Source organism: Roseovarius sp. A-2 (assembly GCF_002072155.1).
In the GTDB taxonomy this organism is placed as follows: domain Bacteria; phylum Pseudomonadota; class Alphaproteobacteria; order Rhodobacterales; family Rhodobacteraceae; genus Roseovarius.
Genome location: NZ_BDIY01000002.1, coordinates 144,737 through 166,838, shown reverse-complemented (window position 1 = coordinate 166,838; position 22,102 = coordinate 144,737). Strand labels below are relative to the sequence as shown.

Annotated in this window: 25 protein-coding genes and 1 tRNA gene; 14 read left to right on the top strand and 12 right to left on the bottom strand. The window is 65.2% G+C overall.

Features of this window, described 5'->3' with window-relative positions:
* Window positions 1–332: 332 nt before the first annotated feature.
* Window positions 333–407: transfer RNA gene (locus BHD06_RS04140), tRNA-Thr, on the bottom strand.
* 84 nt (window positions 408–491) lie between these two features.
* Here BHD06_RS04140 and BHD06_RS23605 point away from each other — a divergent pair.
* The 10 genes from BHD06_RS23605 (at window position 492) to BHD06_RS04095 (ending at window position 10,489) form a co-directional block, all read left to right on the top strand.
* The gene (locus tag BHD06_RS23605; protein ID WP_176214274.1) at window positions 492–659 is read left to right on the top strand and encodes a hypothetical protein; all 168 of its coding nucleotides are present in this window, start codon (window positions 492–494) and stop codon (window positions 657–659) included.
* Window positions 660–664: 5 nt separating this feature from the next.
* Window positions 665–1,933: a UDP-N-acetylglucosamine 1-carboxyvinyltransferase gene (gene murA, locus BHD06_RS04135; protein ID WP_080455729.1), complete on the top strand. Its 1,269-nt coding sequence runs from the start codon at window positions 665–667 to the stop codon at window positions 1,931–1,933.
* Window positions 1,930–2,400, top strand: a complete 471-nt coding sequence (locus BHD06_RS04130) for a DUF2948 family protein (protein WP_080455728.1) — start codon at window positions 1,930–1,932, stop codon at window positions 2,398–2,400. Before murA ends, BHD06_RS04130 begins: the two co-directional genes overlap by 4 nt.
* Before the next feature lie 104 nt (window positions 2,401–2,504).
* Window positions 2,505–3,806, top strand: a complete 1,302-nt coding sequence (gene hisD / locus BHD06_RS04125) for a histidinol dehydrogenase (RefSeq protein WP_080455727.1) — start codon at window positions 2,505–2,507, stop codon at window positions 3,804–3,806.
* 141 nt (window positions 3,807–3,947) lie between these two features.
* The gene (locus BHD06_RS04120) at window positions 3,948–4,994 is read left to right on the top strand and encodes a rod shape-determining protein (protein WP_050663361.1); all 1,047 of its coding nucleotides are present in this window, start codon (window positions 3,948–3,950) and stop codon (window positions 4,992–4,994) included.
* Between the two features lie 33 nt (window positions 4,995–5,027).
* Window positions 5,028–5,945, top strand: coding sequence for a rod shape-determining protein MreC (gene mreC / locus BHD06_RS04115; RefSeq protein WP_080455726.1), 918 nt, complete (start codon window positions 5,028–5,030; stop codon window positions 5,943–5,945).
* Window positions 5,938–6,477 carry a rod shape-determining protein MreD gene (locus BHD06_RS04110; protein WP_080455725.1) on the top strand — a complete coding sequence of 180 codons (540 nt, stop codon included), beginning with the start codon at window positions 5,938–5,940 and terminating at the stop codon, window positions 6,475–6,477. Before mreC ends, BHD06_RS04110 begins: the two co-directional genes overlap by 8 nt.
* A complete protein-coding gene (gene mrdA, locus BHD06_RS04105; protein WP_080455724.1) occupies window positions 6,474–8,417 on the top strand; it encodes a penicillin-binding protein 2 in 1,944 nt (647 codons plus the stop codon). Before BHD06_RS04110 ends, mrdA begins: the two co-directional genes overlap by 4 nt.
* The gene (gene rodA / locus BHD06_RS04100; RefSeq protein ID WP_080455723.1) at window positions 8,414–9,553 is read left to right on the top strand and encodes a rod shape-determining protein RodA; all 1,140 of its coding nucleotides are present in this window, start codon (window positions 8,414–8,416) and stop codon (window positions 9,551–9,553) included. The genes mrdA and rodA overlap by 4 nt, the downstream gene beginning before the upstream one ends.
* A 3-nt stretch (window positions 9,554–9,556) precedes the next feature.
* A complete protein-coding gene (locus tag BHD06_RS04095; protein WP_080455722.1) occupies window positions 9,557–10,489 on the top strand; it encodes a glyoxylate/hydroxypyruvate reductase A in 933 nt (310 codons plus the stop codon).
* Window positions 10,490–10,586: 97 nt separating this feature from the next.
* Here the strand turns inward: BHD06_RS04095 and BHD06_RS04090 are convergent, their stop codons facing one another.
* The 3 genes from BHD06_RS04090 to pncA are packed head-to-tail and all read right to left on the bottom strand — an operon-like array spanning window position 10,587 to window position 12,545.
* Window positions 10,587–11,372: an SseB family protein gene (locus BHD06_RS04090; RefSeq protein ID WP_080455721.1), complete on the bottom strand. Its 786-nt coding sequence runs from the start codon at window positions 11,370–11,372 to the stop codon at window positions 10,587–10,589.
* The gene (locus BHD06_RS04085) at window positions 11,365–11,952 is read right to left on the bottom strand and encodes a uracil-DNA glycosylase family protein (protein WP_080455720.1); all 588 of its coding nucleotides are present in this window, start codon (window positions 11,950–11,952) and stop codon (window positions 11,365–11,367) included. The genes BHD06_RS04090 and BHD06_RS04085 overlap by 8 nt, the downstream gene beginning before the upstream one ends.
* The gene (gene pncA / locus BHD06_RS04080; protein ID WP_080455719.1) at window positions 11,949–12,545 is read right to left on the bottom strand and encodes a bifunctional nicotinamidase/pyrazinamidase; all 597 of its coding nucleotides are present in this window, start codon (window positions 12,543–12,545) and stop codon (window positions 11,949–11,951) included. The genes BHD06_RS04085 and pncA overlap by 4 nt, the downstream gene beginning before the upstream one ends.
* Before the next feature lie 107 nt (window positions 12,546–12,652).
* Between pncA and BHD06_RS04075 the strand changes: the two genes are divergently transcribed.
* On the top strand, window positions 12,653–13,567 hold the full coding sequence (locus tag BHD06_RS04075) for a rhodanese-related sulfurtransferase (protein WP_080455718.1): 915 nt from the start codon (window positions 12,653–12,655) through the stop codon (window positions 13,565–13,567).
* A gap of 73 nt (window positions 13,568–13,640) precedes the next feature.
* Here BHD06_RS04075 and BHD06_RS04070 read toward each other — a convergent pair whose 3' ends face one another.
* Together BHD06_RS04070 and BHD06_RS04065 are read right to left on the bottom strand one after the other, a co-directional pair.
* On the bottom strand, window positions 13,641–14,858 hold the full coding sequence (locus tag BHD06_RS04070; RefSeq protein WP_080455717.1) for an MFS transporter: 1,218 nt from the start codon (window positions 14,856–14,858) through the stop codon (window positions 13,641–13,643).
* Between the two features lie 57 nt (window positions 14,859–14,915).
* Window positions 14,916–15,170, bottom strand: a complete 255-nt coding sequence (locus BHD06_RS04065) for a DUF167 domain-containing protein (RefSeq protein ID WP_080455716.1) — start codon at window positions 15,168–15,170, stop codon at window positions 14,916–14,918.
* Between the two features lie 114 nt (window positions 15,171–15,284).
* On the opposite strand from BHD06_RS04065, the gene BHD06_RS04060 reads away from it, so the two are divergent.
* Both BHD06_RS04060 and BHD06_RS04055 read left to right on the top strand, forming a co-directional pair.
* On the top strand, window positions 15,285–15,863 hold the full coding sequence (locus BHD06_RS04060; RefSeq protein ID WP_080455715.1) for a nitroreductase family protein: 579 nt from the start codon (window positions 15,285–15,287) through the stop codon (window positions 15,861–15,863).
* The gene (locus BHD06_RS04055) at window positions 15,860–16,567 is read left to right on the top strand and encodes an EI24 domain-containing protein (protein WP_080455714.1); all 708 of its coding nucleotides are present in this window, start codon (window positions 15,860–15,862) and stop codon (window positions 16,565–16,567) included. The genes BHD06_RS04060 and BHD06_RS04055 overlap by 4 nt, the downstream gene beginning before the upstream one ends.
* On the opposite strand, the gene BHD06_RS04050 is transcribed toward BHD06_RS04055, so the two are convergent.
* Together BHD06_RS04050 and mce are read right to left on the bottom strand one after the other, a co-directional pair.
* Window positions 16,533–16,817, bottom strand: coding sequence for a DUF1467 family protein (locus BHD06_RS04050; RefSeq protein WP_080455713.1), 285 nt, complete (start codon window positions 16,815–16,817; stop codon window positions 16,533–16,535). The genes BHD06_RS04055 and BHD06_RS04050 overlap by 35 nt on opposite strands.
* Entirely contained in the window at window positions 16,817–17,221 is a 405-nt protein-coding gene (mce, locus tag BHD06_RS04045; RefSeq protein ID WP_080455712.1) for a methylmalonyl-CoA epimerase, read from the bottom strand. Before mce ends, BHD06_RS04050 begins: the two co-directional genes overlap by 1 nt.
* Window positions 17,222–17,368: 147 nt before the next feature.
* On the opposite strand from mce, the gene BHD06_RS04040 reads away from it, so the two are divergent.
* Window positions 17,369–18,070: a response regulator gene (locus tag BHD06_RS04040; protein WP_080455711.1), complete on the top strand. Its 702-nt coding sequence runs from the start codon at window positions 17,369–17,371 to the stop codon at window positions 18,068–18,070.
* Window positions 18,071–18,170: 100 nt separating this feature from the next.
* On the opposite strand, the gene BHD06_RS04035 is transcribed toward BHD06_RS04040, so the two are convergent.
* The 4 genes from BHD06_RS04035 to BHD06_RS04020 all read right to left on the bottom strand — a co-directional run bounded on the left by BHD06_RS04035 (window position 18,171) and on the right by BHD06_RS04020 (window position 21,967).
* Window positions 18,171–18,371: a hypothetical protein gene (locus BHD06_RS04035; RefSeq protein WP_254892306.1), complete on the bottom strand. Its 201-nt coding sequence runs from the start codon at window positions 18,369–18,371 to the stop codon at window positions 18,171–18,173.
* On the bottom strand, window positions 18,368–19,657 hold the full coding sequence (locus tag BHD06_RS04030) for a glycosyltransferase family 4 protein (protein ID WP_080455710.1): 1,290 nt from the start codon (window positions 19,655–19,657) through the stop codon (window positions 18,368–18,370). The genes BHD06_RS04035 and BHD06_RS04030 overlap by 4 nt, the downstream gene beginning before the upstream one ends.
* 13 nt (window positions 19,658–19,670) lie before the next feature.
* Window positions 19,671–21,065 (bottom strand): hypothetical protein, encoded by a 1,395-nt coding sequence (locus BHD06_RS04025; RefSeq protein ID WP_080455709.1) that lies wholly within the window; start codon window positions 21,063–21,065, stop codon window positions 19,671–19,673.
* A 212-nt stretch (window positions 21,066–21,277) separates the two neighbouring features.
* Complete coding sequence (locus BHD06_RS04020; RefSeq protein ID WP_080455708.1) at window positions 21,278–21,967, bottom strand: sugar transferase; 690 nt, start codon at window positions 21,965–21,967, stop codon at window positions 21,278–21,280.
* Window positions 21,968–22,102: the final 135 nt, after the last annotated feature.

The following is a 22,102-nucleotide window of genomic DNA, read 5'->3' as shown; positions in this document are numbered from 1 at the left end:
GCGCGTTGGCTAGCCGTTTCCTTTGTCCAGTACCGTGAGCGCCTATGAATCACGGATCGAGAAGCTTGAACGCGATAAATTGGTTCTCAACGAAAAAATAGCTAAATCAGTCCCACCAAAGGGACGGCTGGAGGACTGTATTGAACTCTCTCTGAAATTCCTATCATGCCCTTGGAATATCTGGAAAAATGGTGACTTCGCTATGCGCCAAGCAGTGCTTAGATTGGCCTTTGCGGAGCCTCTTCGATACAGTCAAAATGGGGTGTATGAAACTCCGAAATTCTCTTTCCCATTCAAATACTTAGGGGAGCTTTCGGGGTCAAAAAGCGAAATGGTGCTGCTGGGGAGGATTGAACTCCCGACCTCACCCTTACCAAGGGTGCGCTCTACCACTGAGCTACAGCAGCACGTGGCGCGCTGATTAGACGCTAACGCCCCCTCGCGCAAGGGGTAACTGGACGGTTTTTCACCGCTCCTGTAAGAGAGACCGCATGAACAGGAAAACCACACCGGACAAGCCCGCGAAAAAGGGGCAGAGCCGCGAGGACAGGCTCAAATCGGCGTTGAAGGCCAATCTCGCGCGGCGTAAGGCGCAGATGCGCGGGCGCGGTGCGGATGAGGCAGGTAAACCGGAAACCGGTGACAAGGACAAAGGGTAGAGCAGATGGATTCGATCGTCGTCACGGGCAACGGCCCTCTCAAGGGGCAGATCCCGATCGCGGGGGCCAAGAATGCCTGCCTCACGCTGATGCCCGCAACACTGCTCAGCGAAGAGCCGCTGACCCTGACCAACGCGCCGCGCCTGTCGGATATCAAGACGATGAGTACGCTGTTGCAATCGCTCGGGGCGGAGGTCACGCAGATGCAGGGCGGCAAGGTGTTGGCGCTGTCGTCGCACAACCTCAACAATCACGTGGCCGATTATGACATCGTGCGAAAGATGCGCGCCTCGATCCTGGTGCTTGGTCCGATGCTGGCACGCGACGGGCATGCGGTCGTGTCGCTGCCCGGTGGCTGTGCCATCGGCGCGCGCCCCGTCGATCTGCATCTCAAGGCGCTGGAGGCCATGGGGGCGGACCTCGATCTGCGCGAGGGTTATGTCCATGCCAAGGCCCCCGGTGGTCTCAGGGGCGGCACGTTCGAATTTCCTATCGTCTCGGTCGGGGCCACCGAAAACGCGCTGATGGCGGCGACGCTGGCCAAGGGGACAACCGTGCTGAAGAACGCCGCGCGCGAGCCCGAGATCGTGGATCTGGCACAGTGCCTGCGCCGCATGGGCGCGCAGATCGAGGGCGAGGGCACCTCGACGATCACCATTCAGGGGGTCGAACGTCTGGGCGGGGCGACGCATCCGGTGGTGCCCGACCGGATCGAGCTGGGCACCTATATGCTGGCGCCTGCAATCTGCGGCGGCGAGGTGGAATGCCTCGGCGGGCGGATCGAATTGGTAGAGGCGTTCTGCGAGCGGCTCGATGCTGCGGGTGTCACTGTCGAGGAAACCGAAAACGGTCTCAAGGTCAGCCGCAGGAACGCCCGCGTGCGGGCTGTTGACGTGATCACCGAACCGTTCCCCGGCTTTCCGACCGACTTGCAGGCGCAGATGATGGCGCTGATGTGCACCGCCGAAGGCACCTCGGTCCTTGAAGAGCGGATTTTCGAAAACCGCTTCATGCATGCGCCGGAACTGATGCGCATGGGCGCGCGGATCGACGTGCAGGGCGGCACCGCGACGGTCACCGGCGTCGAGCATCTCAAGGGTGCGCCCGTAATGGCGACCGACCTGCGCGCCAGCGTTTCGCTGATCCTCGCGGGATTGGCGGCCGGGGGCGAGACGGTGGTCAACCGGGTCTATCATCTCGATCGCGGGTATGAGAGCGTCGAGGAGAAGCTCGGCAATGTCGGGGCGAAGATCGAAAGGATCAGCGACCAATGACCGAAGACGCCAAATTCGAAGACGGGCGCGAGACGCCGCTCAATCTGGGTGCGTTCGATGTCGATGATCTGCAGGTGATTTCTTCGCTCGCGCAGGATGCGGTCTTTCCAATCACCGAAATGACATGGCGCGCGGGCGAGCGGCGCTTTGGCCTGCTGCTCAACCGCTTTCGCTGGGAGGACAAGGGCCGCGAGCGCCACGCGCCCGAACGCGTGCAATCGGTGCTCGTAGTCGAGAACGTGCTGCGCGTCGCGAGCCAGGGCATCGACCGGAGCGATCCTGACACGATCCTGTCGCTGCTGTCGATCAGCTTCGAGCCAGCCGGCGACGGGGCAGGTCATGTGCTGCTGACGCTGGCCGGTGACGGCGCAATCCGGCTCGGGATCGAGGCGCTCGAGGTCACGCTCAAGGACGTAACGCGGCCCTATCGCGCGCCGTCCGGCAAAGTGCCCCGCCACGATAGCTGACACCCGGTTGCAACCCTCGGATTTTGAGTATTTTTGCCATAAAGAAACCCGGGGCCTGAGATACATTCGCCCGCCCGTTATCCGCACCGTCGAAAGGATCTGCCATGCCCATCACGCTCGACGCCACAGCACCCGATTTCGAGGCGCGGTTCGCGGCGCTGCTGAGCGCCAAGCGCGAGGACAGCCCCGATGTGGACGACACCGTTGCCGCCATCATCGCGGATGTGCGCACGCGCGGCGATGCCGCCGTGATCGAGCTGACCGCGAGGTTCGACCGGCTGGAGCTGTCGCCGCAGACCTTGCGCTTTTCGCCCGCAGAGCTGGCGGCACTGGTCGCACAGGTGCCGCAGGCCGAGCGCGAGGCACTGGAACTCGCGGCCGCCCGCATCCGGGACTATCACCAACGGCAACTGCCCGAGGATGCGAGCTGGACCGAAGAAAGTGGTGCCGTGCTCGGCTGGCGGTGGACCCCTGTCGGCGCGGCGGGGCTTTATGTGCCCGGTGGCCTCGCGTCCTACCCGTCGTCGGTTTTGATGAACGCGATCCCGGCCAAGGTGGCGGGGGTGGAGCGGTTGGCCATCGTGGTGCCGACCCCGGATGGAAAGGCCAATCCCCTGGTGTTGCTGGCCGCGCAGATCGCGGGCGTGGACGAGATCTACCGCATAGGCGGCGCGCAGGCGGTGGCGGCGCTGGCCTATGGCACCGAGAGTATCGCGCCGGTGGACAAGATCACCGGGCCGGGCAATGCCTTTGTCGCCGCCGCAAAACGGCGGGTGTTCGGCAAGGTGGGGATCGACATGATCGCGGGCCCGTCGGAGATCCTGGTGATTGCCGACAGGGGGCAGAATGCCGACTGGATCGCGCTCGACATGCTGAGCCAGGCCGAACATGACGAAAGCGCGCAGGCGATCCTGATTACCGACGATACGGACCTTGCATGCGACGTGGGCGCGGCCATCGAACGCCATCTTCAAACGTTGGAGCGGCGCGCCATCGCGGGCGCAAGCTGGCGCGATTATGGCGCGATTATCACGGTGCCCGACCTCGCCACCGCCGCCGCCCTCAGCAACCGCATCGCGCCCGAGCATCTGGAGCTTTGCGTGACCGAGCCGGACGCGCTGAGCCAGCAGATTTCACATGCCGGCGCGATCTTCCTCGGGGCCTGGACGCCCGAGGCGATCGGCGACTACGTGGGCGGACCCAATCACGTGCTGCCCACGGCACGCTCGGCGCGGTTCTCGTCGGGCCTGTCGGTAATGGATTTCCTCAAACGCACCACGCTGGCCAGGATGACACCAGAGGCGCTGCGCGCCATCGGCCCAGCCGCCGAGACGCTGGCCCGCTCCGAAAGCCTCGGGGCGCACGGGTTGTCAGTGCGCGCGCGGCTTGATCATCTCAACGAATGACGCCCGCGGTGGCGGTTTGGTGCTTACAGGGTTGAAACAGCCCCTTTCGCCCGTGCAGGCCGCCAACTATAAGGAAATCCGGCCCCCGACCGTCCGAGTCGCGGGGCAAATCTTCATTGGGGCGACAGGACAGTTACGTAAATGGCAATCTTCGACAGAATTCCCAGTCTCTTTTCATCGGACATGGCGATCGACCTGGGAACGGCGAATACGCTGGTCTATGTCAAGGGGCGCGGCATCGTCCTGTCAGAACCCTCGGTAGTGGCCTACCACATCAAGGACGGTGTCAAGAAGGTGCTTGCTGTGGGCGAGGATGCCAAGCTGATGCTGGGCCGCACGCCGGGCAGCATCGAGGCCATCCGCCCGATGCGCGAGGGTGTGATCGCCGACTTTGACACCGCCGAGGCGATGATCAAGCATTTCATCCGCAAGGTGCACAAGCGCTCGACCTTTTCCAAGCCCAAGATCATCGTCTGCGTGCCGCATGGCGCGACCCCGGTCGAGAAACGTGCGATTCGCCAGTCGGTGCTGTCTGCCGGTGCCCGCCGCGCGGGCCTTATTGCCGAACCGATTGCGGCGGCCATCGGCGCGGGCATGCCGATCACCGATCCGACCGGCAACATGGTCGTCGATATCGGTGGCGGCACCACCGAGGTGGCGGTGCTGTCGCTCGGCGATATCGTCTATGCCCGCTCGGTCCGGGTGGGTGGCGACCGGATGGACGAGGCGATCATCAGCTATCTGCGGCGCCAGCAGAACCTGCTGGTAGGCGAGGCCACGGCGGAACGCATCAAGACCTCGATCGGCACCGCGCGGATGCCCGATGACGGGCGCGGCACCTCCATTCAGGTGCGCGGGCGCGACCTGCTCAACGGGGTGCCGAAAGAGACCGAAATCAGCCAGGCGCAGGTGGCCGAGGCGCTGGCGGAACCGGTACAGCAAATCTGCGAGGCGGTGATGACCGCGCTGGAGGCGACGCCGCCCGACCTTGCCGCCGATATCGTCGACCGTGGCGTGATGCTGACGGGTGGCGGGGCGCTTCTGGGCGATCTCGATCTGGCGCTGCGCGAACAGACCGGGCTGGCGGTGTCCATCGCCGATGACAGTCTCAATTGCGTGGCCCTCGGAACGGGCAAGGCGCTCGAATTCGAGAAACAGCTGCGCCACGCGATTGACTACGACAGTTAACCCGCCCACCTTTTAGAGCAAAAGGGGGTTCCCGTGGCCAAGGATCGCGGACAGAGCGAAGACTATAGCGGTCGGCTGAAGCGTCTGCTTCTGAGTGTGGTGCTTTTGTGCCTGCTCGGTCTGTTCCTGCTGTGGCGCATCGACAGCCCGCGCGTGGAGCGTTTCCGCGCGCAGGTGGTGGACCGGGTCGTGCCCTCCTTCGACTGGGCGATGGCCCCGGTGACAGGCGCGGTTAACATCCTGCGCGATTTCCAGAGCTATCAGCGCATGTATCAGCAAAATCAGGACCTGCGTCGCGAATTGCAGCAGATGAAGGCGTGGAAGGAGGCGGCGCTCCAGCTGGAACAGGAAAACGCCCGGCTGCTCGATCTCAACAATGTGCAGCTTGATCCGCGCCTGACCTATGTTACCGGCGTGGTGATGGCCGATAGCGGCTCTCCGTTCCGGCAATCGGTGCTGATCAACGTCGGAACCCGCGACGGGATCATGGATGGCTGGGCGGCGATGGACGGGCTGGGCCTTGTCGGTCGGATCTCGGGCGTGGGGCGGAATACCGCACGGGTGATCCTGCTCACCGATACGTCAAGCCGCATCCCGGTGACGCTCCAGCCCTCGGGGCAGCGCGCGCTGATCATCGGCGACAACTCGGTCGCGCCGCTGGTGGATTTCATCGAAACCCCGGATCAGGTGCGCCCCGGCGACCGGGTGCTGACCTCGGGCGATGGCGGGGTCTTTCCCGCCGGTCTGCTGGTCGGGCAACTGGCCGAGGATCCGGGCGGGCGCATGCGGGTGCGCATCGCCGCCGACTACGAGCGGCTGGAATTCCTGCGCGTGCTGCGCAGCTATGCGACCGAAGAGATCGAAACGCCTGGCGAACTGATCGCGCCATTCCCCCTGCCCGGCACGACACCGCTCGATCCGGCCATCGCGGCGGAGGCGAGCAATGGCTGATGCGCTGCTGCCCCGGATCTGGCTGATGCGCGCGCTCTATCTGGCGCTGAGCCTTTTGCTGATCTTCCTGCATCTGCTGCCGCTTGACATGATGCCGTCGGGCTGGGCAGGTCCGAACCTGTTTCTGGCGCTGACCTTCGGCTGGGCGGTGCGGCGCCCCGACTACGTGCCGTTGCTACTGGTGGCGCTCGTCGCGCTCGGGATGGATTTGCTGTTGCAGCGCCCGCCGGGGCTATGGGCGGCGATCACCGTGCTCGGACTCGAGACGCTGCGCAACCGCGCCACGTCGCTGCGCGACCTGACCTTTGCCGCCGAATGGGCCGCCGTCAGCAGCACGCTTGTCGTGATGACGCTGGCCTACCGGATCATTCTGACTGTGCTGATGGTGGATCAGGCCCCGCTCGGGCTGACCCTGATGCAGTTGCTTGCCACGCTGCTGGTCTATCCGCTGGTGGCGCTGCTGTCACATGGCCTGCTTGGCGTGCGCAAGCGTGCGCCGGGTGATTTCGATCCCGCGGCAGGCCGCGCATGAGACGGCCGACCCGCGATACCGCCGAGAGCCAGCGCCGGATCACCCGGCGCGGGCTGATCGTGGGCGGACTGCAGATCGGGGCGATGACCGCGCTCGCCCTGCGCATGCGTCATCTGCAACTGGAACAGGCCGATCAGTTTCGCCTGCTGGCCGATGAGAACCGGATCAACATCCAGCTTCTGCCACCTGCGCGCGGCCGTATCTTCGACCGCACCGGCCAGGTCATCGCCGAGAACATCCCCAGCTACCGGATCACCATGATACGCGAACAGGCGAGCGACATCGACGCGGTGATCGCGCGGCTGGCCCGCCTCGTGGATCTGGACGCGGGCGAGCTTGAAAAAGCGCGGCGCGACCTGCGCGAGTTGCGCGGCGACACCCCCGTGACACTGGCCGACCGGGTCAGTTGGGAGGCAATCAGCCGGGTCGCCGTCAACGCCCCCGCCCTGCCCGGCGTCATACCTGAGGTGGGCCTCTCGCGGCGCTACCCGCTGCGGGACGATTACGCCCACGTCGTGGGCTATGTGGGCGCGGTCAGCGACAAGGATCTCGAAAGGATCGAGGCCCCAGAGGCACTGTTGCGCCTGCCCCGTTTCCAGATCGGCAAGATCGGGCTGGAGGCCAAGCGCGAGGATATGCTGCGCGGCACTGCCGGCACCCGGCGGGTCGAGGTGAACGCCGCCGGCCGCATCATGCGCGAGCTTGACCGCCAGGAAGGCCAGCCCGGGGCCGATATCCAGATCACCCTCGACAACGAATTGCAGGGCTACACCCATGCCCGGCTCAAGGGCGAGAGCGCAGCGGCGGTGGTCCTTGATTGCGAGACTGGTGATCTGCTGGTCAGCGCGTCCTCGCCCAGCTACGACCCCAATCTTTTCGTGCGCGGGATATCTGTCGCCAATTACCGGGCGCTGCTGGAGAACCCCTATCGCCCCCTCCCCAACAAGGCGGTGCAGGGCATTTACCCGCCCGGCTCCACCTTCAAGATGGTAACCGCGCTCGCCGCGCTCGAGGACGGACAGATCGACCTCAACGAGACCGTCTATTGCCCGGGCCACAAGGAGGTCAGCGGGCGCCGCTTTCACTGCTGGAAACGCGGCGGGCATGGCAATGTCGATTTCCATCGCTCGCTGCGCGAAAGCTGCGACGTCTATTATTACGAACTGGCCCTGCGCACCGGAATCGAGAAGATTTCCGCAATGGCCAACCGCCTCGGGCTTGGCGTGCAGTTCGACTTGCCGATGACCTCGGTGGCGCAGGGGTTGACCCCGACGCGGCAATGGAAGCTGGCCAATCGCGGTCAGCCCTGGGTGGTGGGCGACAGCGTCAATGCCTCGATCGGTCAGGGCTTCGTGCTGGCCTCGCCGATGCAACTGGCGGTGATGACGGCGCGGCTGGCGACCTCTCGGCAGGTCACACCCCGGCTGGTGAAATCCATCGACGGCGTCGAGCAGCCATCAGGCCATGGCGAGGATCTCGGCCTCAACGAGAACCACCTGCGCGAGGTGCGCCGTGCGATGTATGCGGTCACCAACAGCAATCGCGGCACCGCCTATCGCAGCCGCATCGTCGACGATGCGGTGCGCATGGCCGGCAAGACCGGCACCAGCCAGGTGCGTAACATCTCCTCGGGGGAACGCGCGACCGGGGTCCTGAGGAACAACGCCCTGCCGCGCGAACAGCGCGACCACGCGCTGTTCGTGAACTACGCCCCGCACGACGCGCCGAAATATGCCGTGGCGGTGGTCGTCGAACATGGCGGCGGCGGCTCGACGGCGGCGGCTCCGATTGCCCGCGACATCACGTTGCAGGCGCTTTATGGCGGCGATCCGCCGCTCGAGGCCTATCCCAAGGCCGACCGCCCCCGCATCCGTACCCAGCAGGAAGAATTGCGCCGCGAACGTCTGCGCCCCGAGGCCGGCGAGAAGGACCGCGCATGAGCTATCTCGAACATACGGTCAAGACCACGCCGAGCGGGCCACGCAAGATCCTCTATCTCAGCTGGCCGCTGGTGATCCTGCTGATGGCGGTGGCCTCGATCGGATTCCTGATGCTCTACTCGGTCGCGGGCGGCTCGCTCTCGACATGGGCGGAACCGCAGATGAAGCGCTTTGCCCTCGGGCTCATGGTGATGCTGGTGGTGGCGCTGATCCCGATCTGGTTCTGGCGCAACGTCTCGCTGGTGGCCTATCTGATCTCGCTGGCGCTGCTGATCGCGGTGGCGCTGATCGGGATCGAGGGCAAGGGTGCGCAACGCTGGCTCGATCTCGGGATGATGCGGCTGCAACCCTCGGAACTGATGAAGATCGCGCTGGTGATGGTACTGGCGGCCTATTACGACTGGCTGCCGATGTCGCGCGTCTCGCGGCCCATTTGGGTGCTGATACCGGTCGTGCTGATCCTCACGCCGGTGGCGCTGGTACTGCGCCAGCCCGACCTTGGCACCTCAATCCTGCTGCTGGCGGCGGGCGGTGTCATAATGTTCGTCGCAGGCGTGCACTGGGCTTATTTCGCGACCGTGATCCTCGCGGCGGTGGGGTTGATCTTCACCGTATTCCAGAGCCGCGGCACCGACTGGCAAATGCTGGAAAACTACCAGTTCCGGCGCATCGACACCTTCCTCAACCCCGAGACCGATCCGCTCGGCGCGGGCTATCACATCACCCAGTCCAAGATCGCCCTCGGCTCGGGTGGCTGGACCGGACGCGGCTTCATGCAGGGCACCCAATCGCGGCTCAACTTCCTGCCCGAGAAGCACACCGATTTCATCTTCGTCACCCTGGCCGAGGAATTCGGCTTTATCGGTGCGGTCTCGATCCTCGGACTTTATGCGCTGATCCTGATCTTCTGCATCGCCGCAGCGCTGGCCAACAAGGACCGGTTTTCTTCGCTGCTGATCCTTGGTATGGCGATGACGTTCTTTCTGTTCTTCGCGGTCAACATGGCGATGGTGACAGGGCTGATGCCGGTGGTGGGCGTGCCGCTGCCGCTGGTCAGCTATGGCGGCTCGGCCATGTTGGTCCTGATGATCGGCTTCGGCCTTGTGCAGAGCGCAAACGTCCACAGACCAAGGTGATCCATGACCGTCAACGTCCTCTTTGCCGCGCGCCCCGACCATTGGCGCATCTATGAAGCCCCGCTGAAAAAGGCGCTCTCGGATCGCGGGGTCGCGGCGAATCTCTCTCCCGATCTCGCCCCCGAGGAGGTGGATTACATCGTCTATTCGCCCAACAGCACGGTACAGGATTTCACGCCCTATAGCCGCACCAAGGCGGTGCTAAATCTATGGGCCGGGGTCGAGAATATCGTCGACAACCCGACCCTGCGCATTCCATTGGCGCGGATGGTCGATCACGGGCTTACGCAGGGCATGGTCGAATGGGTCACCGGCCATGTGCTGCGCCACCATCTGGGCATGGACCGGCATATCCTCGGGCAAGACGGCGAATGGCGCGCGGATGCGCCGCCGCTGGCCAGCCACCGGCGCGTCACCGTGCTGGGTCTGGGGGCCCTGGGCGAGGCCTGCGCGCGGATGCTGGTGCGCCTCGGCTTTGCCGTCACCGGCTGGAGCCGCAGGCCAAAGGACATCCCCGGCGTCAGCTGCCTGTCGGGCGATGTCGGGCTGCACGCGGCGCTCAAGGCCGCCGATATCCTCGTGCTGCTACTGCCGCTGACCGACGAGACCGAGAACCTGCTGAACGCCGACACGCTCGCGCTCTTGCCGGAGGGCGCGGTGATCGTGAACCCCGGGCGCGGACCGCTGATCGACGATGACGCGCTCATTGCCGCGCTGGACCGGGGCCATGTCGCCCATGCCACGCTCGATGTCTTCCGGGTCGAGCCGCTGCCCGCAGAGCACCAGTTCTGGGCCCATCCCAAGATCACCGTCACCCCGCACATCGCCTCGGAAACGCGCCCCGAGACGGCGGCGGAGGTGATCGCCGAGAATATCCGCCGGGGCGAAAGCGGCGAGCCATTCCTGCATCTCGTGGACCGCGAAAGCGGCTACTGAAGCGCGCACGCCCCCGTCATCCTCGGGCTTGACCCGAGGATCTCTGCCATCCCGCAAGATCGCCGCCTGCGCGGGGATGACGCCCCGCATGGCGCAACTACCGCAACTTCGGCGGCCGGTCCGGATCCGAGCCGGGGGCGGCCCGCGGCGCCGCTTCAGGCGGCTCCGGCAGGTCGAACCGCAGCCCGCAGCGCGCCAGCCGCGCCGCCGCCGGGTCGGAGGCGTCAAAGAACGCCACGTCGAGCGACGCCGCCTCCAGACCCGAGAAGATCAGCACCTCCGACACCGCCCGCGCCAATGCGCCTTGCGCCTCCGCGGCGGCCCCGACAAAGCCCAGCATATGCCCGCGCGCGCCGCTCTCATAGGTCACGCCCACCAGATAGGCCATGCGTGCCTGCCCCGTCATGCTCGCCAGTCGTGCGTCGAGCGCGGTCAGCATCGCCTCGGGCAACCCCTTGGGCGCGCTGAACTCCTGCGCCCGTGCCTCCGCCTCGGAGGGCCCCTCCGAGAGCGTCTCGGCCAGCCAGTCCACCGCCTCGGGCGGCAGCAGGATCGCCGACGGTGCCACGTCGAGATTGAGGCCAAGCCCCACCCCCTGCCCCATCAGCATGGCCGCGATGCTGCGCCCGCTCAGCCCGGCATAGGGCACCGGGCGACCCGCGAAAAGCGCCAGCCGGTCTTCGCGGTCGAACACAAGGACAAAGGAATTTTCTGGCAATTCAAATACTTCCGGATCGAGCACCTCGCCCTCAGGCTCGGATTTGAGCAGCAGGTAAAGCTCGCTCGCCGCCAGTGTCTCGTAGAACCGCAGGCGGGTGCCCGCATCCTCGGGGGCCGCCTCCATCGCGGCATGCGCATCGTCAATACGAGTCGGGTCAGTCATGAATAACCTTTTGAACTTGCGCACGTAATTCGGGCAGCACCTCGGCCTCGAACCACGGATTTTTCCTCAGCCAAGCGGTATTGCGCCACGAGGGATGCGGCAAGGCGAAAAGCCGCGGTGCATGGTCGCGCCAGGCCTGCACGGTTTTGGTCACGCCGCATTTTACGCCCAGGTGGTATTTATGCGCATAGGCCCCTACCAGCACCGTCAACTCTACCTTTTCAAGGACTTGCATGACACGGTCATGCCAGGTGCGGCCACAGATGCGCGGCGGCGGCAGGTCCGACCCCTTGGCGTCATAGCCAGGAAAGCAGAATGCCATCGGCACGATGGCCACGCGCGATGTGTCGTAGAACTCGGGCCCGCTCAGCCCCAGCCACTCGCGCAGCCGCTCGCCCGAGGGATCGTCGAACGGCTTGCCTGACTTGTGCACCCGCATCCCCGGCGCCTGCCCGGCGATCAGAATCCTTGCAGAAGGCTGAAACCACACCACCGGGCGTGGTTCGTGGGCGGTCTGGGTGGCGGCGAACCGCTCGGCGCAAAGCCGACAGGCGCGGATATCGGCGGCAAGGTCGCTCACTCAAGCACCACGCCTGCCTCCCGCATGCCCGCAAGCGCCGTGGCAAGCGAGCCGTCAAGGTCGATGCCGCGCACCAGGTCCTGCCGCACCGTCACGCGGTAGCCCAGCCTTGCCGCATCCACCGCCGAGAAATTGACGCAGAAATCGGTGGCCAGCCCCACCATGATCAGGTCGTCGATGCCACGCGTCCGCAGATAGCCATGCAGCCCTGTGGGCGTGGCGTGGTCATTCTCGAAGAACGCCGAATAGCTGTCGATCGCGGGGTTATACCCCTTGCGGATGATCAGATCGGCGCGGTGGGTATCCAGCCCCTCGTGAAACGCGGCACCTTGGCTGCCCTGAACGCAATGATCAGGCCAGAGCACCTGCGGCCCGTAGGGCATGTCCACCATATCAAAGGGGGCCTTGCCGTCATGCGAAGAGGCGAAGGACGAATGCCCCGCCGGGTGCCAGTCCTGCGTCAGGATCACCGCCGGAAACTGCGGCATCAGCGCGTTGATGCCGGGCACGATGCTGTCGCCCTCGGGTACGGCGAGCGCGCCGCCGGGGCAGAAATCATACTGCATGTCGATCACGATCAGGGCGGATGTCATGGGCAGGTCTCCTTTTGCCCCATAGGGGTAGGGGCGCGGATGGCGCGCGTCAATGGCGGCGCGATGTCCTCTTGCGAGGCAAGCGAGAGAGGCGTAAATCGCGCGCCATGTACAGGATTGCCGCACTTTATCATTTCACCCGCTTCGACGACCCCGCCACAATTCAGGGTCCGCTTCAGGCGCTGTGCGAGGTCGAGCGCATCAGCGGTTCGCTGCTGCTGGCGCGCGAGGGGATCAACGGCACGATTGCCGGGCCGCAGGCGGGTATCGCAAAGGTTCTCGCGCATATCCGCGCCCTGCCCGGCTGCGCGGATCTGGAATGGAAGGACAGCGAAAGCGCCGAGCAGCCGTTTCGCCGGATGAAGGTGCGGCTCAAGAAAGAGATCGTCACCATGGGCAAGCCCGATGTCGACCCGCGTGCCAGGGTGGGGCATTATGTCGAGCCCATTGAGTGGAACGCCCTGATCGAGAGCCCCGACGTGGCGGTGATCGACACCCGCAACGATTACGAAGTGGCGATCGGCACGTTTGAGGGCGCGGTCGATCCGCAAACGCCGACCTTTCGCGATTTCCCCGCGTGGTGGGAGACAAACAAGCACCGTTTCCATAACAAGCGGATCGCAATGTTCTGCACCGGCGGCATCCGCTGCGAGAAATCAACCAATTACCTGCTGGGCCAAGGGGTGGAGGAGGTCTATCACCTCAAGGGTGGTATCCTGAAATATCTCGAAGAGGTGCCCGAGGATCAAAGCACATGGCGGGGTGAGTGTTTCGTGTTTGATGGCCGCGTCTCGGTGGGCCACGGGTTACGAACAGGGCCGCACCGTCTGTGCCATGCCTGCCGTCGCCCGATCCTGCCCGAGGACATGCGCCACCCCGACTATGAAGAGGGTGTCGCCTGCCACCTCTGCGCGCAGCAAACATCGGAGGCGGACAAGGCGCGGTTTCGCGAGCGCCAGAAACAGATTGCCTTGGCCGAGGCACGCGGCGAGCGGCATATAAAGATCGTCCACGAAGAGTGACCTGATTTGAGTATTTGGACCATAAAGAAACGGCATCGGCTTCTTTATGGCAAAAATACTCATATAACGCCGCTCAGGCAGGCACCGCGCTCCGGGGTCTGGTGCGCAGAAGGATCAGCACCATGATCCCGATATTGAGGCCGTTCCACGCGATCCCGTTCAGGAAGGCCACGTGATAGCTGCCGGTCACATCGTAGATCCAGCCTGACATCCAGCCGCCCAACGCCATGCCGACGATGGTGGTCATCAGAACGAAGCCGACGCGGCGACCGGCCTCTGCACTGGGCATGTATTCGCGCACGATCACCGCATAGCTGGGCACGATGCCGCCCTGTGCAAGGCCGAAGACAAGGCTGACGATATAGAGCGAGGTCAGCCCGTCCGAGGGCAGGTAGAGCATCAGCGCCAGCCCTTGCAGTGCCGAGCCGATGAGCAGCGTGCGTACCCCGCCCAGCCGGTCCGCCATGAGCCCCGACACGAGCCGCGAGGCGACCCCGCCAAGAAGCATCAGCGACAGCATCTGCGAGCCGACGGCGGGGCCATAGCCCAGATCGACGCAGTAGCTCACGATATGGACCTGCGGCATCGACATCGCCACGCAGCACCCCACCCCCGCAATCCCCAGCAGGATCGCGAGCATGCGCGGCGAGAGCCCCGTCGTGCCCGCGCGTGCCGCCGACAGGCTGTCGGCATGCGCCCGCGCCGCCAGCGGCACGCGGCGGCGCAGGAAGAGCGCGAGCGGAATGACCGTGGCCAGCGTTACCACGGCGAGCACCAGATAGACCGCCCGCCAGCCCTGCCCCGAGAGAATCCCCGCCAGGATCACCGGCCAGATCGCGCCCGAGAGGTAATTGCCGCTCGCCGTGATCGCCACGGCGATGCCGCGCCGTTTCAGGAACCACTGCGAGATATCGGCGATGAGCGGCCCGAAACTGGCCGCCGTGCCAAAGCCGATCAGCAGTTGCAGCCCCGAGAGCACCAGCACCGAAGGGCTGAGCGACGCCGCCGCCGTGGCCGTCGCGATCAGCATCGCCGCGCCGATCAGTGCCGTGGTCACGCCGAACCGGTCCACCACCCGCCCGATCGCCATGTTGCCGACGGCAAAGCCTACCATCGTCAGCGTGTAGGGCAAGGAAGCCGCCGCCCGATCAACCCCGAATTCGGCCTGGATCGCGGGCATCACCACGATGATCGACCACATGCCGACATTGCCGACCGTGGCGATGGCCAGCGAAATGGCAAGCCGCGTCCAGGAATAGCGGCTGTCGAGCAGGGCGATATCGGCGTTCATGGCAACGACGTTAGGCGCGCCCGCGCCGAGTTGCCAGTGCCAAAAACGTGAGGCGTATCAGTCCACCTGAAAGACCTTGTCGCGTGCAGTGTGGCCCCGGATGAGGGTCAGCCGGGATTTCGCAATTCCAAGCGCCTTGGCCAGCAGTTTCTGCACGGCGGCGTTGGCTTTGCCGTCCTCGGGCACGGTGGTGACGTAGACCCGCAGCGTATCGCCCTCGGCCAGGATACGGTCGCGCGAGGCCTTTGGGGTCACGCGGATGGTAATCTGCGTGCCCGGACGGGAAAGATGGCTGAGGTCGGGATGGGCCATGCGCCACCGATAGCGCCCCGCCTGCCGGGCGCCAAGCGTTTTTCGCCGGATTTCGCCTTGACCCCGGCGGTGCGCTTGCCGACATGTGGGCCGAACCGATCTGAAAGGCCGCTCATGCCAACGCCCAACCCCGCCGCGCTCGACTTTCTGCAAACCCGCCGGTCACGCCCTGCCAAGACACTTGGCCTGCCGGTACCCGACCGGGCCGCGCTGCGCCCGCTCTTGCGGGCCGCATTGCGGGTGCCCGATCACGGCAAGCTGGAGCCTTGGCGGCTGATCGTGCTGGAGCGCGCCGCGCTCCTGCGGCTGGCCGCACTGGTGCCTGAGGTGGGCGCGCACCTGGGCAAATCGCCCGAGGATATCGCCAAGGGACAGGCGCAGTTTGCCGACGCGCATCTGGCTGTCGCCGTTACCGAGAGCCCGAAAGCCTCGGACAAGATCCCCGCGCTCGAGCAGACTTATTCGGCGGGCTGCGTTTGCCTCGGACTGCTGAACGCCGCGCTCGCCGCCGGCTGGGGCGCGAATTGGCTCAGCGGATGGACGAGCCATGACCGGGGCTTTGTCACCACCGCCCTCGGGCTCGCGCCGCATGAGCGAATCGCCGGGTTCATCCATATCGGCACCGAGACGAGCACCCCGCCCGAACGCCCGCGCCCCGATCTCGACACGCTCACCGAGTGGATTTCGGAATGATTTTTTCGAGCTTCTTCAAGGCCATGGGCCAGATCGGCGATCCGCGTTTCCGCAAGGTTCTGTTGCTTGGCGTGGGCCTGACGCTGGCGCTCTTGATCGTCGCCTATGCCGGGGTGTTGTGGCTGGTGCAATCCGCCGTCGGCGACAGCACCACGCTGCCAATCATCGGCGAGGTGACATGGCTGGGCGATCTGCTGGGCGGCGCGTCGCTGTTGCTGATGTTCGTGCTCTCGGTGTTTCTGATGGTGCCCGTCGCCTCGGCGATCACCTCGATGTTTCTCGACACCGTGGCGCAGGCGGTGGAGGACAGACATTATCCCACCCTGCCGCCCGCGCTGAGCGTCCCCTTCGGCGAGGCGCTGCGCGACACGATCAATTTTCTGGGCGTGATCATAGGGGCCAACACGCTGGCACTGATCCTCTATGTGATCTTCACGCCCTTCGCGCCGCTCATCTTCTGGGCGCTCAATGGCTATCTGCTGGGGATGGAATATTTCACGCTGGTGGCGATCCGCCGGGTCGGGCGGACCCAGGCCAAGGCGCTGCGCCGCCGCCACCGGATGACGATCTGGCTGGCCGGGGTGCTGATGGCGCTGCCGCTGTCGCTACCGCTGGTGAACCTGCTGATCCCGATCATGGGTGCCGCGACCTTCACCCACATTTACCACGCTATTCAGACGCGGAGCCCGGCCCGATCCGGTTGAACATGTCGATATCCTCAAGCGTGATGACTCCCGACAGGATCGTGCCGCCGATAATGATCCACAGCACGAAGGCGATACCGGTGGTGATCCAGGCCTTTTTCTTCAGGTGGTGATGCTCGGGCGATCCGGCATGGGTACCGGGCACGATCTTGCCCAGATCGCCCTGCGTCTGGATGCGGATCGGCAGGACGATGAAAAAGGTCATGAACCAGATCACCGCAAGCAGCACGAGAGCCGAGGTCACCCCCATCAGACCTGCTCCAGTTCCACGAGGCAGCCGTTGAAATCCTTGGGATGCAGGAACAGCACCGGCTTGCCATGCGCGCCGATCTTGGGCTCGCCACTGCCCAGAACCCGCGCACCGGTGGATTTCAGGTGATCGCGGGCGGCGAGGATGTCATCGACCTCGTAGCAGACATGGTGAATGCCACCCGAGGGGTTCTTTTCCAGAAAACCGTTGATCGGGCTGTCCTCGCCCAACGGATACAGCAGCTCGATCTTGGTGTTGGGCAGTTCGATGAACACGACCGTGACGCCGTGATCGGGCTCGTCCTGGGGCGCGCCGACCTTGGCACCCAGCGCGCTGCGATACTGCTCGGCCGCAGCAGTGAGGTCCGGCACGGCGATGGCCACGTGATTGAGGCGTCCGATCATGGCGTGATCCTTTCGTCTGATCTGGGGCGTTTATGGGGATGTTGCCCGCCCCTGACAAGCGACAGAGGGACGCAAGCCGCGCATTAACCCCACGTTCACCAAAACCGGGCCATGCTGGGCGCATCCCCTGCAAGAAGGATCATCCCTATGACCGATCTCGACAGCCTCGCGCAGCCACGCGCCCCCAGTTCCCAGCGCCCGCTTCTGGGCATGACCGTGCTCGCGGTCGAGGACAGCCGCTATGCCTCTGAGGCGCTGCGCCTGATGTGCCTGCGCAGCGGCGCGCGGATCCGGCGGGCCGATTGCCTTACCTCGGCGCGGCGGCACCTGTCAGTCTATCGCCCCTCGGTGGTGATCGTCGATCCGGGGCTGCCGGACGGGTCGGGGATCGACCTGATCGCGGCGCTGGCGCAGGCGGTGCCGCGTGTCGGCGTGATTCTCGCCACCAGCGGCGATGCGGTCATGCGCGACCCGGCGCTTGACGCGGGGGCTGACGGTTTTCTCGCCAAACCGATCGAGAGCCTCGGGGTCTTTCAGCAGGAAATGCTGCGCCACCTGCCCCGGGAGCGTTGCCCTGCCGGACCTTATGCGCTGAACGACGAGCAGATCACGCCCGACCGGCTGGCCTATCGCGACGATCTGGATCATGTCCGCAGCCTGCTGGAAGAGGTGCCGGACCATGCCACGCTGGCCTATGTGGCGCAATTTCTGGGCGGTGTGGCGCGGGCGGCGCAAGACATGTTCCTGGCCGAGGCAGCGGCTGGCCTGGACGGGAATGGGTCCGAGGCGGGCATCGCGCGAGTTTTGGCGCTGGTCGAGGCGCGGCTGACGGCGCGCATGGCGCTGTGAGGTGGCGGCCGCGCGGCGGCAGGATCTCGCGATCCATCTCGAACACCGCAACGTTGAGTGCCGGGTCGTCCCAGAGCGCCAGTGCCCCCCACCGTGCCGCCTAACCCGGGTCAAGCCCCTGCGCGACCCCCACCCGCGCGGCCCCCATGCCCGGCATCCGGTCGATGATCACGATCCCCAGAAACCGATCCGCCAGATCTGCCACCACACCAGCGCACAACTGAAGATGCGCCCTGCCGCCCCGGACACCGCACAGGCCGAGGAGCCGTTCAGCGGCGCGGTAGGGTATTGCCGAACTCACGACGGAAAGACCTGCGGCAATCGCTCGCCCGTCAGCACCGCGTCATAAACCGCGCGCACCTGCCGCGCCTTGGCGGCCCATGTGGCATGCTCCATCACCCAGTCGCGCCCCGCCTGCCCGGTCGCGGCCAGCGCCGCGCGGTCCTGCGTCAGCCGGTCAAGGGCTGCGGCAAAACCGGCGATGATCTCGGCCCGGGTGCCCAGCGGCACCTTGGTTCCGCGTGCCTTGTCCACCAACTCGCCCGGCCCGGCGTAATCGACGATCAGCGGCGGCACGCCCAGAGCCATCGCCTCCAGCACCACGCCGCCACCGAATTCGCGGACCGAGGGGAAGGCGAAGAGGTGGCAGCCGCCCAGAACATCCTGCACGCGGGCGTGTTCCAGCCAGCCATGAAACGTGACGGCCCCGGCCACGCCCAGCCTCTCGGCCTGCGCACACAGCCCCGCCATCATCGGCCCGTCGCCCACGATATCAAGATGCAGCCGCCCCGCGTGCAGGAGCGGTGCCGCCGTCTCGATCAGCATGTCCGGCCCCTTGTAGGGCACCAGCCGCCCGACGAACCCGGCGCGCACCGGGCCGTCCGGCGCAGGCGCGGCACCGCCCGCGAACCGCGCCGGATCAATCGCATTCTCGGGCAGGTAGACGGCCTTGTCCTGCGCCCATCCCGGCATTTCACCCAGCGTATGCCGCGACCCGGCCAGGATCGCGGAGGCATGGCGCAGGGTCGCCTTGCGCCCCGGCAGTGCCTTGTAGGCCCCGCGCAGGTAGCTCAGGAATTCGCGCTCTTGCCGCCGCTCTGCGTCGAACCCCTTGGGCCAGGGCACCCCGCCATTGAGCGGCCCGAGGATGAACGGCACCCCCGCCCGCGCGCATTTCCCCGCCAGGGACGAGGAAATCGTCGGGCTGAGCGGCGTGATGCGGTGCACGATGTCATAGGCACCGGCCCGGATCTCCGCCCCAAAACGTCGCCAGATCAGATGCTCGAACCACGGATAGCTGATGGCATTGATCGCCTGAAGCGTGGTCCAGCCCTTGCCCTGCCCCATGCGCAGCCGCTCACCCAGCGCCCACATGGGCCGCGCCAGGGCCTCGGAATCGATGGCGGTGAAATCGCGGTCTTCGACCAGCCCGGCGCGCAGAAACGCGTCGCGGTTGCGCACCTGCGTGACGATATGCACGTCGGCCACGTCACACAGCGCCGTGGCCAGCGACCAGCCGACCAGCGGCACGCTCACCCATTCGGGATTGGCTGCCTCGGCGATGGCCAGAACGCGGGGTTTGCTCATGCGCGGTCTCTCCTCACATGAGTGGCCGCCAACGCAGGCGCCGGCGTTTGCTCTGAACGGGCGTTCGGCGGCGCGCGGTCTCGGCCATGCCCAGAACCGCCCCGGCAAATAGCCATGTCAGCGGGGTCAGCGTCGCATTGGGCAGCATGTCCATCAGGTTGATCGCCAGCAGGAGCGTCACTGGACCGACCAGGCGCTGATGTGGGACATCGCCCAGACTGTTCTTGTAGAACCACAGCGTCAGGATCGGCAGGACGATCAGGCCGAACTCGGCCAGATAGCCGACCCATCCGAACACCCCGATCACGATGATCCAGCGTCCGTCGGCCACTGTCTCGATGGTACCGGACACGGGATCAAGGATATGGTTACGCCCCCAACTGCCCCAGCCGAAGAGCGGTTTCTCCAGCGCGCGTTCCATCAGCCTGTCCTCGTTGTCGAGACGGAATTGCAGGGAATTGGCGCGTTCCGGGCTGATCTTTCCGGCCTGTTCCAGGATCCAGTCCAGCGGCACGAGACCCGCGCCCTTGAGCACCGGATAGGCGATCGCCACCACGGCCATTCCTGCAGCAATACGGATCTGCAGCGATGTCGGCAGGAACAGTGCCAGCGGTGCCAAGTAAATTCCGTAAATCAACGAGCCCAGCGACTTGCAAAGGATCAGCACGACCCCCAGATAGCCCGCCGCTGCCAGCATCAGGACCCGCCGCCGCGCGTCGCCCTCGCGCGCGAGGGCGACGGCACAGATCATCGCCATCACGGTAAAGAACGCCACCCAGAGCCCGTGATACATGAAGACGATGGGACGGAACCCATCGCCGCGCATCATCTGCCCGAAACTGTGCTGAAAATAACCGTAGACCCAGGTATTGAGCTGCGGCGACAGGCGCACCTCAAGCAGCATTGGCGCCGAATAGATCAGCCCCCCGATCATGATCGCAAGGACCATTTCGCGCAGCCCTTCGGGCGTTGCCAAGTATTGCCGCGCCATCAGGAATGGCAACAGCAGGATGAATTGCAGCAGCACCAGCGCCACCATGTCCTTAAGCCCCAGCCCGGGCAGGCCGATGGCCCCAAAGACCACCTGCTCGGTATTGGTCAGGACGGTGGCCACGGGGCAGAACACGAACACCAGCACCAACGCCCGCGCCAGCCAGCCCTCGGGCAAAAGCGGCGCGCGCCGCCCGCAGACCGCAAGGCAGATCACGAAGGTTGCCAGCGACGGCAGCGATTCCTTGGTCAACGGCGGCATAAGCGGAAAATCGAAGGCCGCAGGCGGCGGCGGCAGCATCATGTAGGCGCCAAGAAGCGACCAGATCAGCGCACGCTCGATAGGCCAGCGGCGAAACATCACCAGCGTGACAAGCGGCCAGGCCGCCAGCATCAGAAAGGCCAAGGCATTGGGCATGACAGGCCCTGTCCCCCGTGATCCTTCGTTCCTTGAACAGACCCCCGCGCGCGCCTTGAAACGCGGCGCACCTGCGGTAGGGCCGTTGCCGCGACCTTACCCCCGCTCACCTCGCATCGACAATGAATTCAACGGCATGTCGGGCGATTTGCGGGTTGTGGTGCATCAATGCCCCGCGCTGTTGGGGATTGTTGCGCAGACACGCCGCCCGCTCAGCAGCCGGTGCCCCGCATCACCACACCGAAGGTCCGCAGCATGACCCGCAGATCGGTCAGTAATGACAGATCGCGGAAGTAGCGCGCGTCGAATTGCGCCCGTTCGGCAAAGCTGCTCTCGTTGCGCACTGAAATCTGCCAGTATCCGGTGATCCCCGGGCGCATCGCATAATAGGCGATACCCGGGTAGAGGGATTGTTGCGACGGCATCATCGGGCGCGGCCCGACAATGGACATGTCGCCCACCAGCACGTTCCACAGTTGCGGCAATTCGTCGAGCGAGGTCTTGCGGATGATCCGCCCGATCCGGGTGATCCGCGGATCGCGGCGCAGTTTCTGGTTCACCTGCCATTCGATCCGCGCCTTGGGGCAGGTCTCAAGATGCGCCTGCAGGCGCGTCTCGGCATCCGCGACCATGCTGCGCAGCTTGAGCATGCGGAACAGCCGCCCGTGGCGTCCGACACGGTCCTGCATGAAGAAGGGCGACATGCCGTCAGCCATGATGATCAGACCAAGCAGCCCGACAACGATGACCGCGACAGGCGCAGCAAGCAGCACGATCACGATGTCGAGCGCGCGTTTGAACCGGTCGGCGTAGAGCACAGGACCCGAGGACGGGACCGGAATATTTTGAACACGTTCGCGACCTTCCGGGCTCGGATGCGCCCAAAACATATCCGAAGGCATGGCAGCACTCCCCAGCAATACTCATTTCGCCGTACTCGTTACGTCCCCGAACCTTCACGCCACGGGCCGAAACGCCTCACGTCCCTGCGCACCGAAGTTTTCGGCATGCATGTCCTAAATCTGCCCGAATTAAGG

Excerpts from the sequence above, each read along its gene's own strand:
- BHD06_RS04090 (WP_080455721.1), bottom strand. The coding sequence starts at position 11,372 with ATGACTGACCCGACTCGTATTGACGATGCGCATGCCGCGATGGAGGCG.
- BHD06_RS04110 (WP_080455725.1), top strand. The coding sequence starts at position 5,938 with ATGGCTGATGCGCTGCTGCCCCGGATCTGGCTGATGCGCGCGCTCTAT.
- BHD06_RS04060 (WP_080455715.1), top strand. The coding sequence starts at position 15,285 with ATGCCAACGCCCAACCCCGCCGCGCTCGACTTTCTGCAAACCCGCCGG.
- BHD06_RS04050 (WP_080455713.1), bottom strand. The coding sequence starts at position 16,817 with ATGGGGGTGACCTCGGCTCTCGTGCTGCTTGCGGTGATCTGGTTCATG.
- BHD06_RS04075 (WP_080455718.1), top strand. The coding sequence starts at position 12,653 with ATGTACAGGATTGCCGCACTTTATCATTTCACCCGCTTCGACGACCCC.
- BHD06_RS04065 (WP_080455716.1), bottom strand. The coding sequence starts at position 15,170 with ATGGCCCATCCCGACCTCAGCCATCTTTCCCGTCCGGGCACGCAGATT.
- BHD06_RS04070 (WP_080455717.1), bottom strand. The coding sequence starts at position 14,858 with ATGAACGCCGATATCGCCCTGCTCGACAGCCGCTATTCCTGGACGCGG.
- murA (WP_080455729.1), top strand. The coding sequence starts at position 665 with ATGGATTCGATCGTCGTCACGGGCAACGGCCCTCTCAAGGGGCAGATC.
- BHD06_RS04130 (WP_080455728.1), top strand. The coding sequence starts at position 1,930 with ATGACCGAAGACGCCAAATTCGAAGACGGGCGCGAGACGCCGCTCAAT.
- BHD06_RS04025 (WP_080455709.1), bottom strand. The coding sequence starts at position 21,065 with ATGCCCAATGCCTTGGCCTTTCTGATGCTGGCGGCCTGGCCGCTTGTC.
- BHD06_RS04095 (WP_080455722.1), top strand. The coding sequence starts at position 9,557 with ATGACCGTCAACGTCCTCTTTGCCGCGCGCCCCGACCATTGGCGCATC.
- BHD06_RS04055 (WP_080455714.1), top strand. The coding sequence starts at position 15,860 with ATGATTTTTTCGAGCTTCTTCAAGGCCATGGGCCAGATCGGCGATCCG.
- BHD06_RS04040 (WP_080455711.1), top strand. The coding sequence starts at position 17,369 with ATGACCGATCTCGACAGCCTCGCGCAGCCACGCGCCCCCAGTTCCCAG.
- BHD06_RS04020 (WP_080455708.1), bottom strand. The coding sequence starts at position 21,967 with ATGCCTTCGGATATGTTTTGGGCGCATCCGAGCCCGGAAGGTCGCGAA.
- mce (WP_080455712.1), bottom strand. The coding sequence starts at position 17,221 with ATGATCGGACGCCTCAATCACGTGGCCATCGCCGTGCCGGACCTCACT.
- BHD06_RS04030 (WP_080455710.1), bottom strand. The coding sequence starts at position 19,657 with ATGAGCAAACCCCGCGTTCTGGCCATCGCCGAGGCAGCCAATCCCGAA.
- BHD06_RS23605 (WP_176214274.1), top strand. The coding sequence starts at position 492 with ATGAACAGGAAAACCACACCGGACAAGCCCGCGAAAAAGGGGCAGAGC.
- hisD (WP_080455727.1), top strand. The coding sequence starts at position 2,505 with ATGCCCATCACGCTCGACGCCACAGCACCCGATTTCGAGGCGCGGTTC.
- pncA (WP_080455719.1), bottom strand. The coding sequence starts at position 12,545 with ATGACATCCGCCCTGATCGTGATCGACATGCAGTATGATTTCTGCCCC.
- mrdA (WP_080455724.1), top strand. The coding sequence starts at position 6,474 with ATGAGACGGCCGACCCGCGATACCGCCGAGAGCCAGCGCCGGATCACC.
- rodA (WP_080455723.1), top strand. The coding sequence starts at position 8,414 with ATGAGCTATCTCGAACATACGGTCAAGACCACGCCGAGCGGGCCACGC.
- BHD06_RS04120 (WP_050663361.1), top strand. The coding sequence starts at position 3,948 with ATGGCAATCTTCGACAGAATTCCCAGTCTCTTTTCATCGGACATGGCG.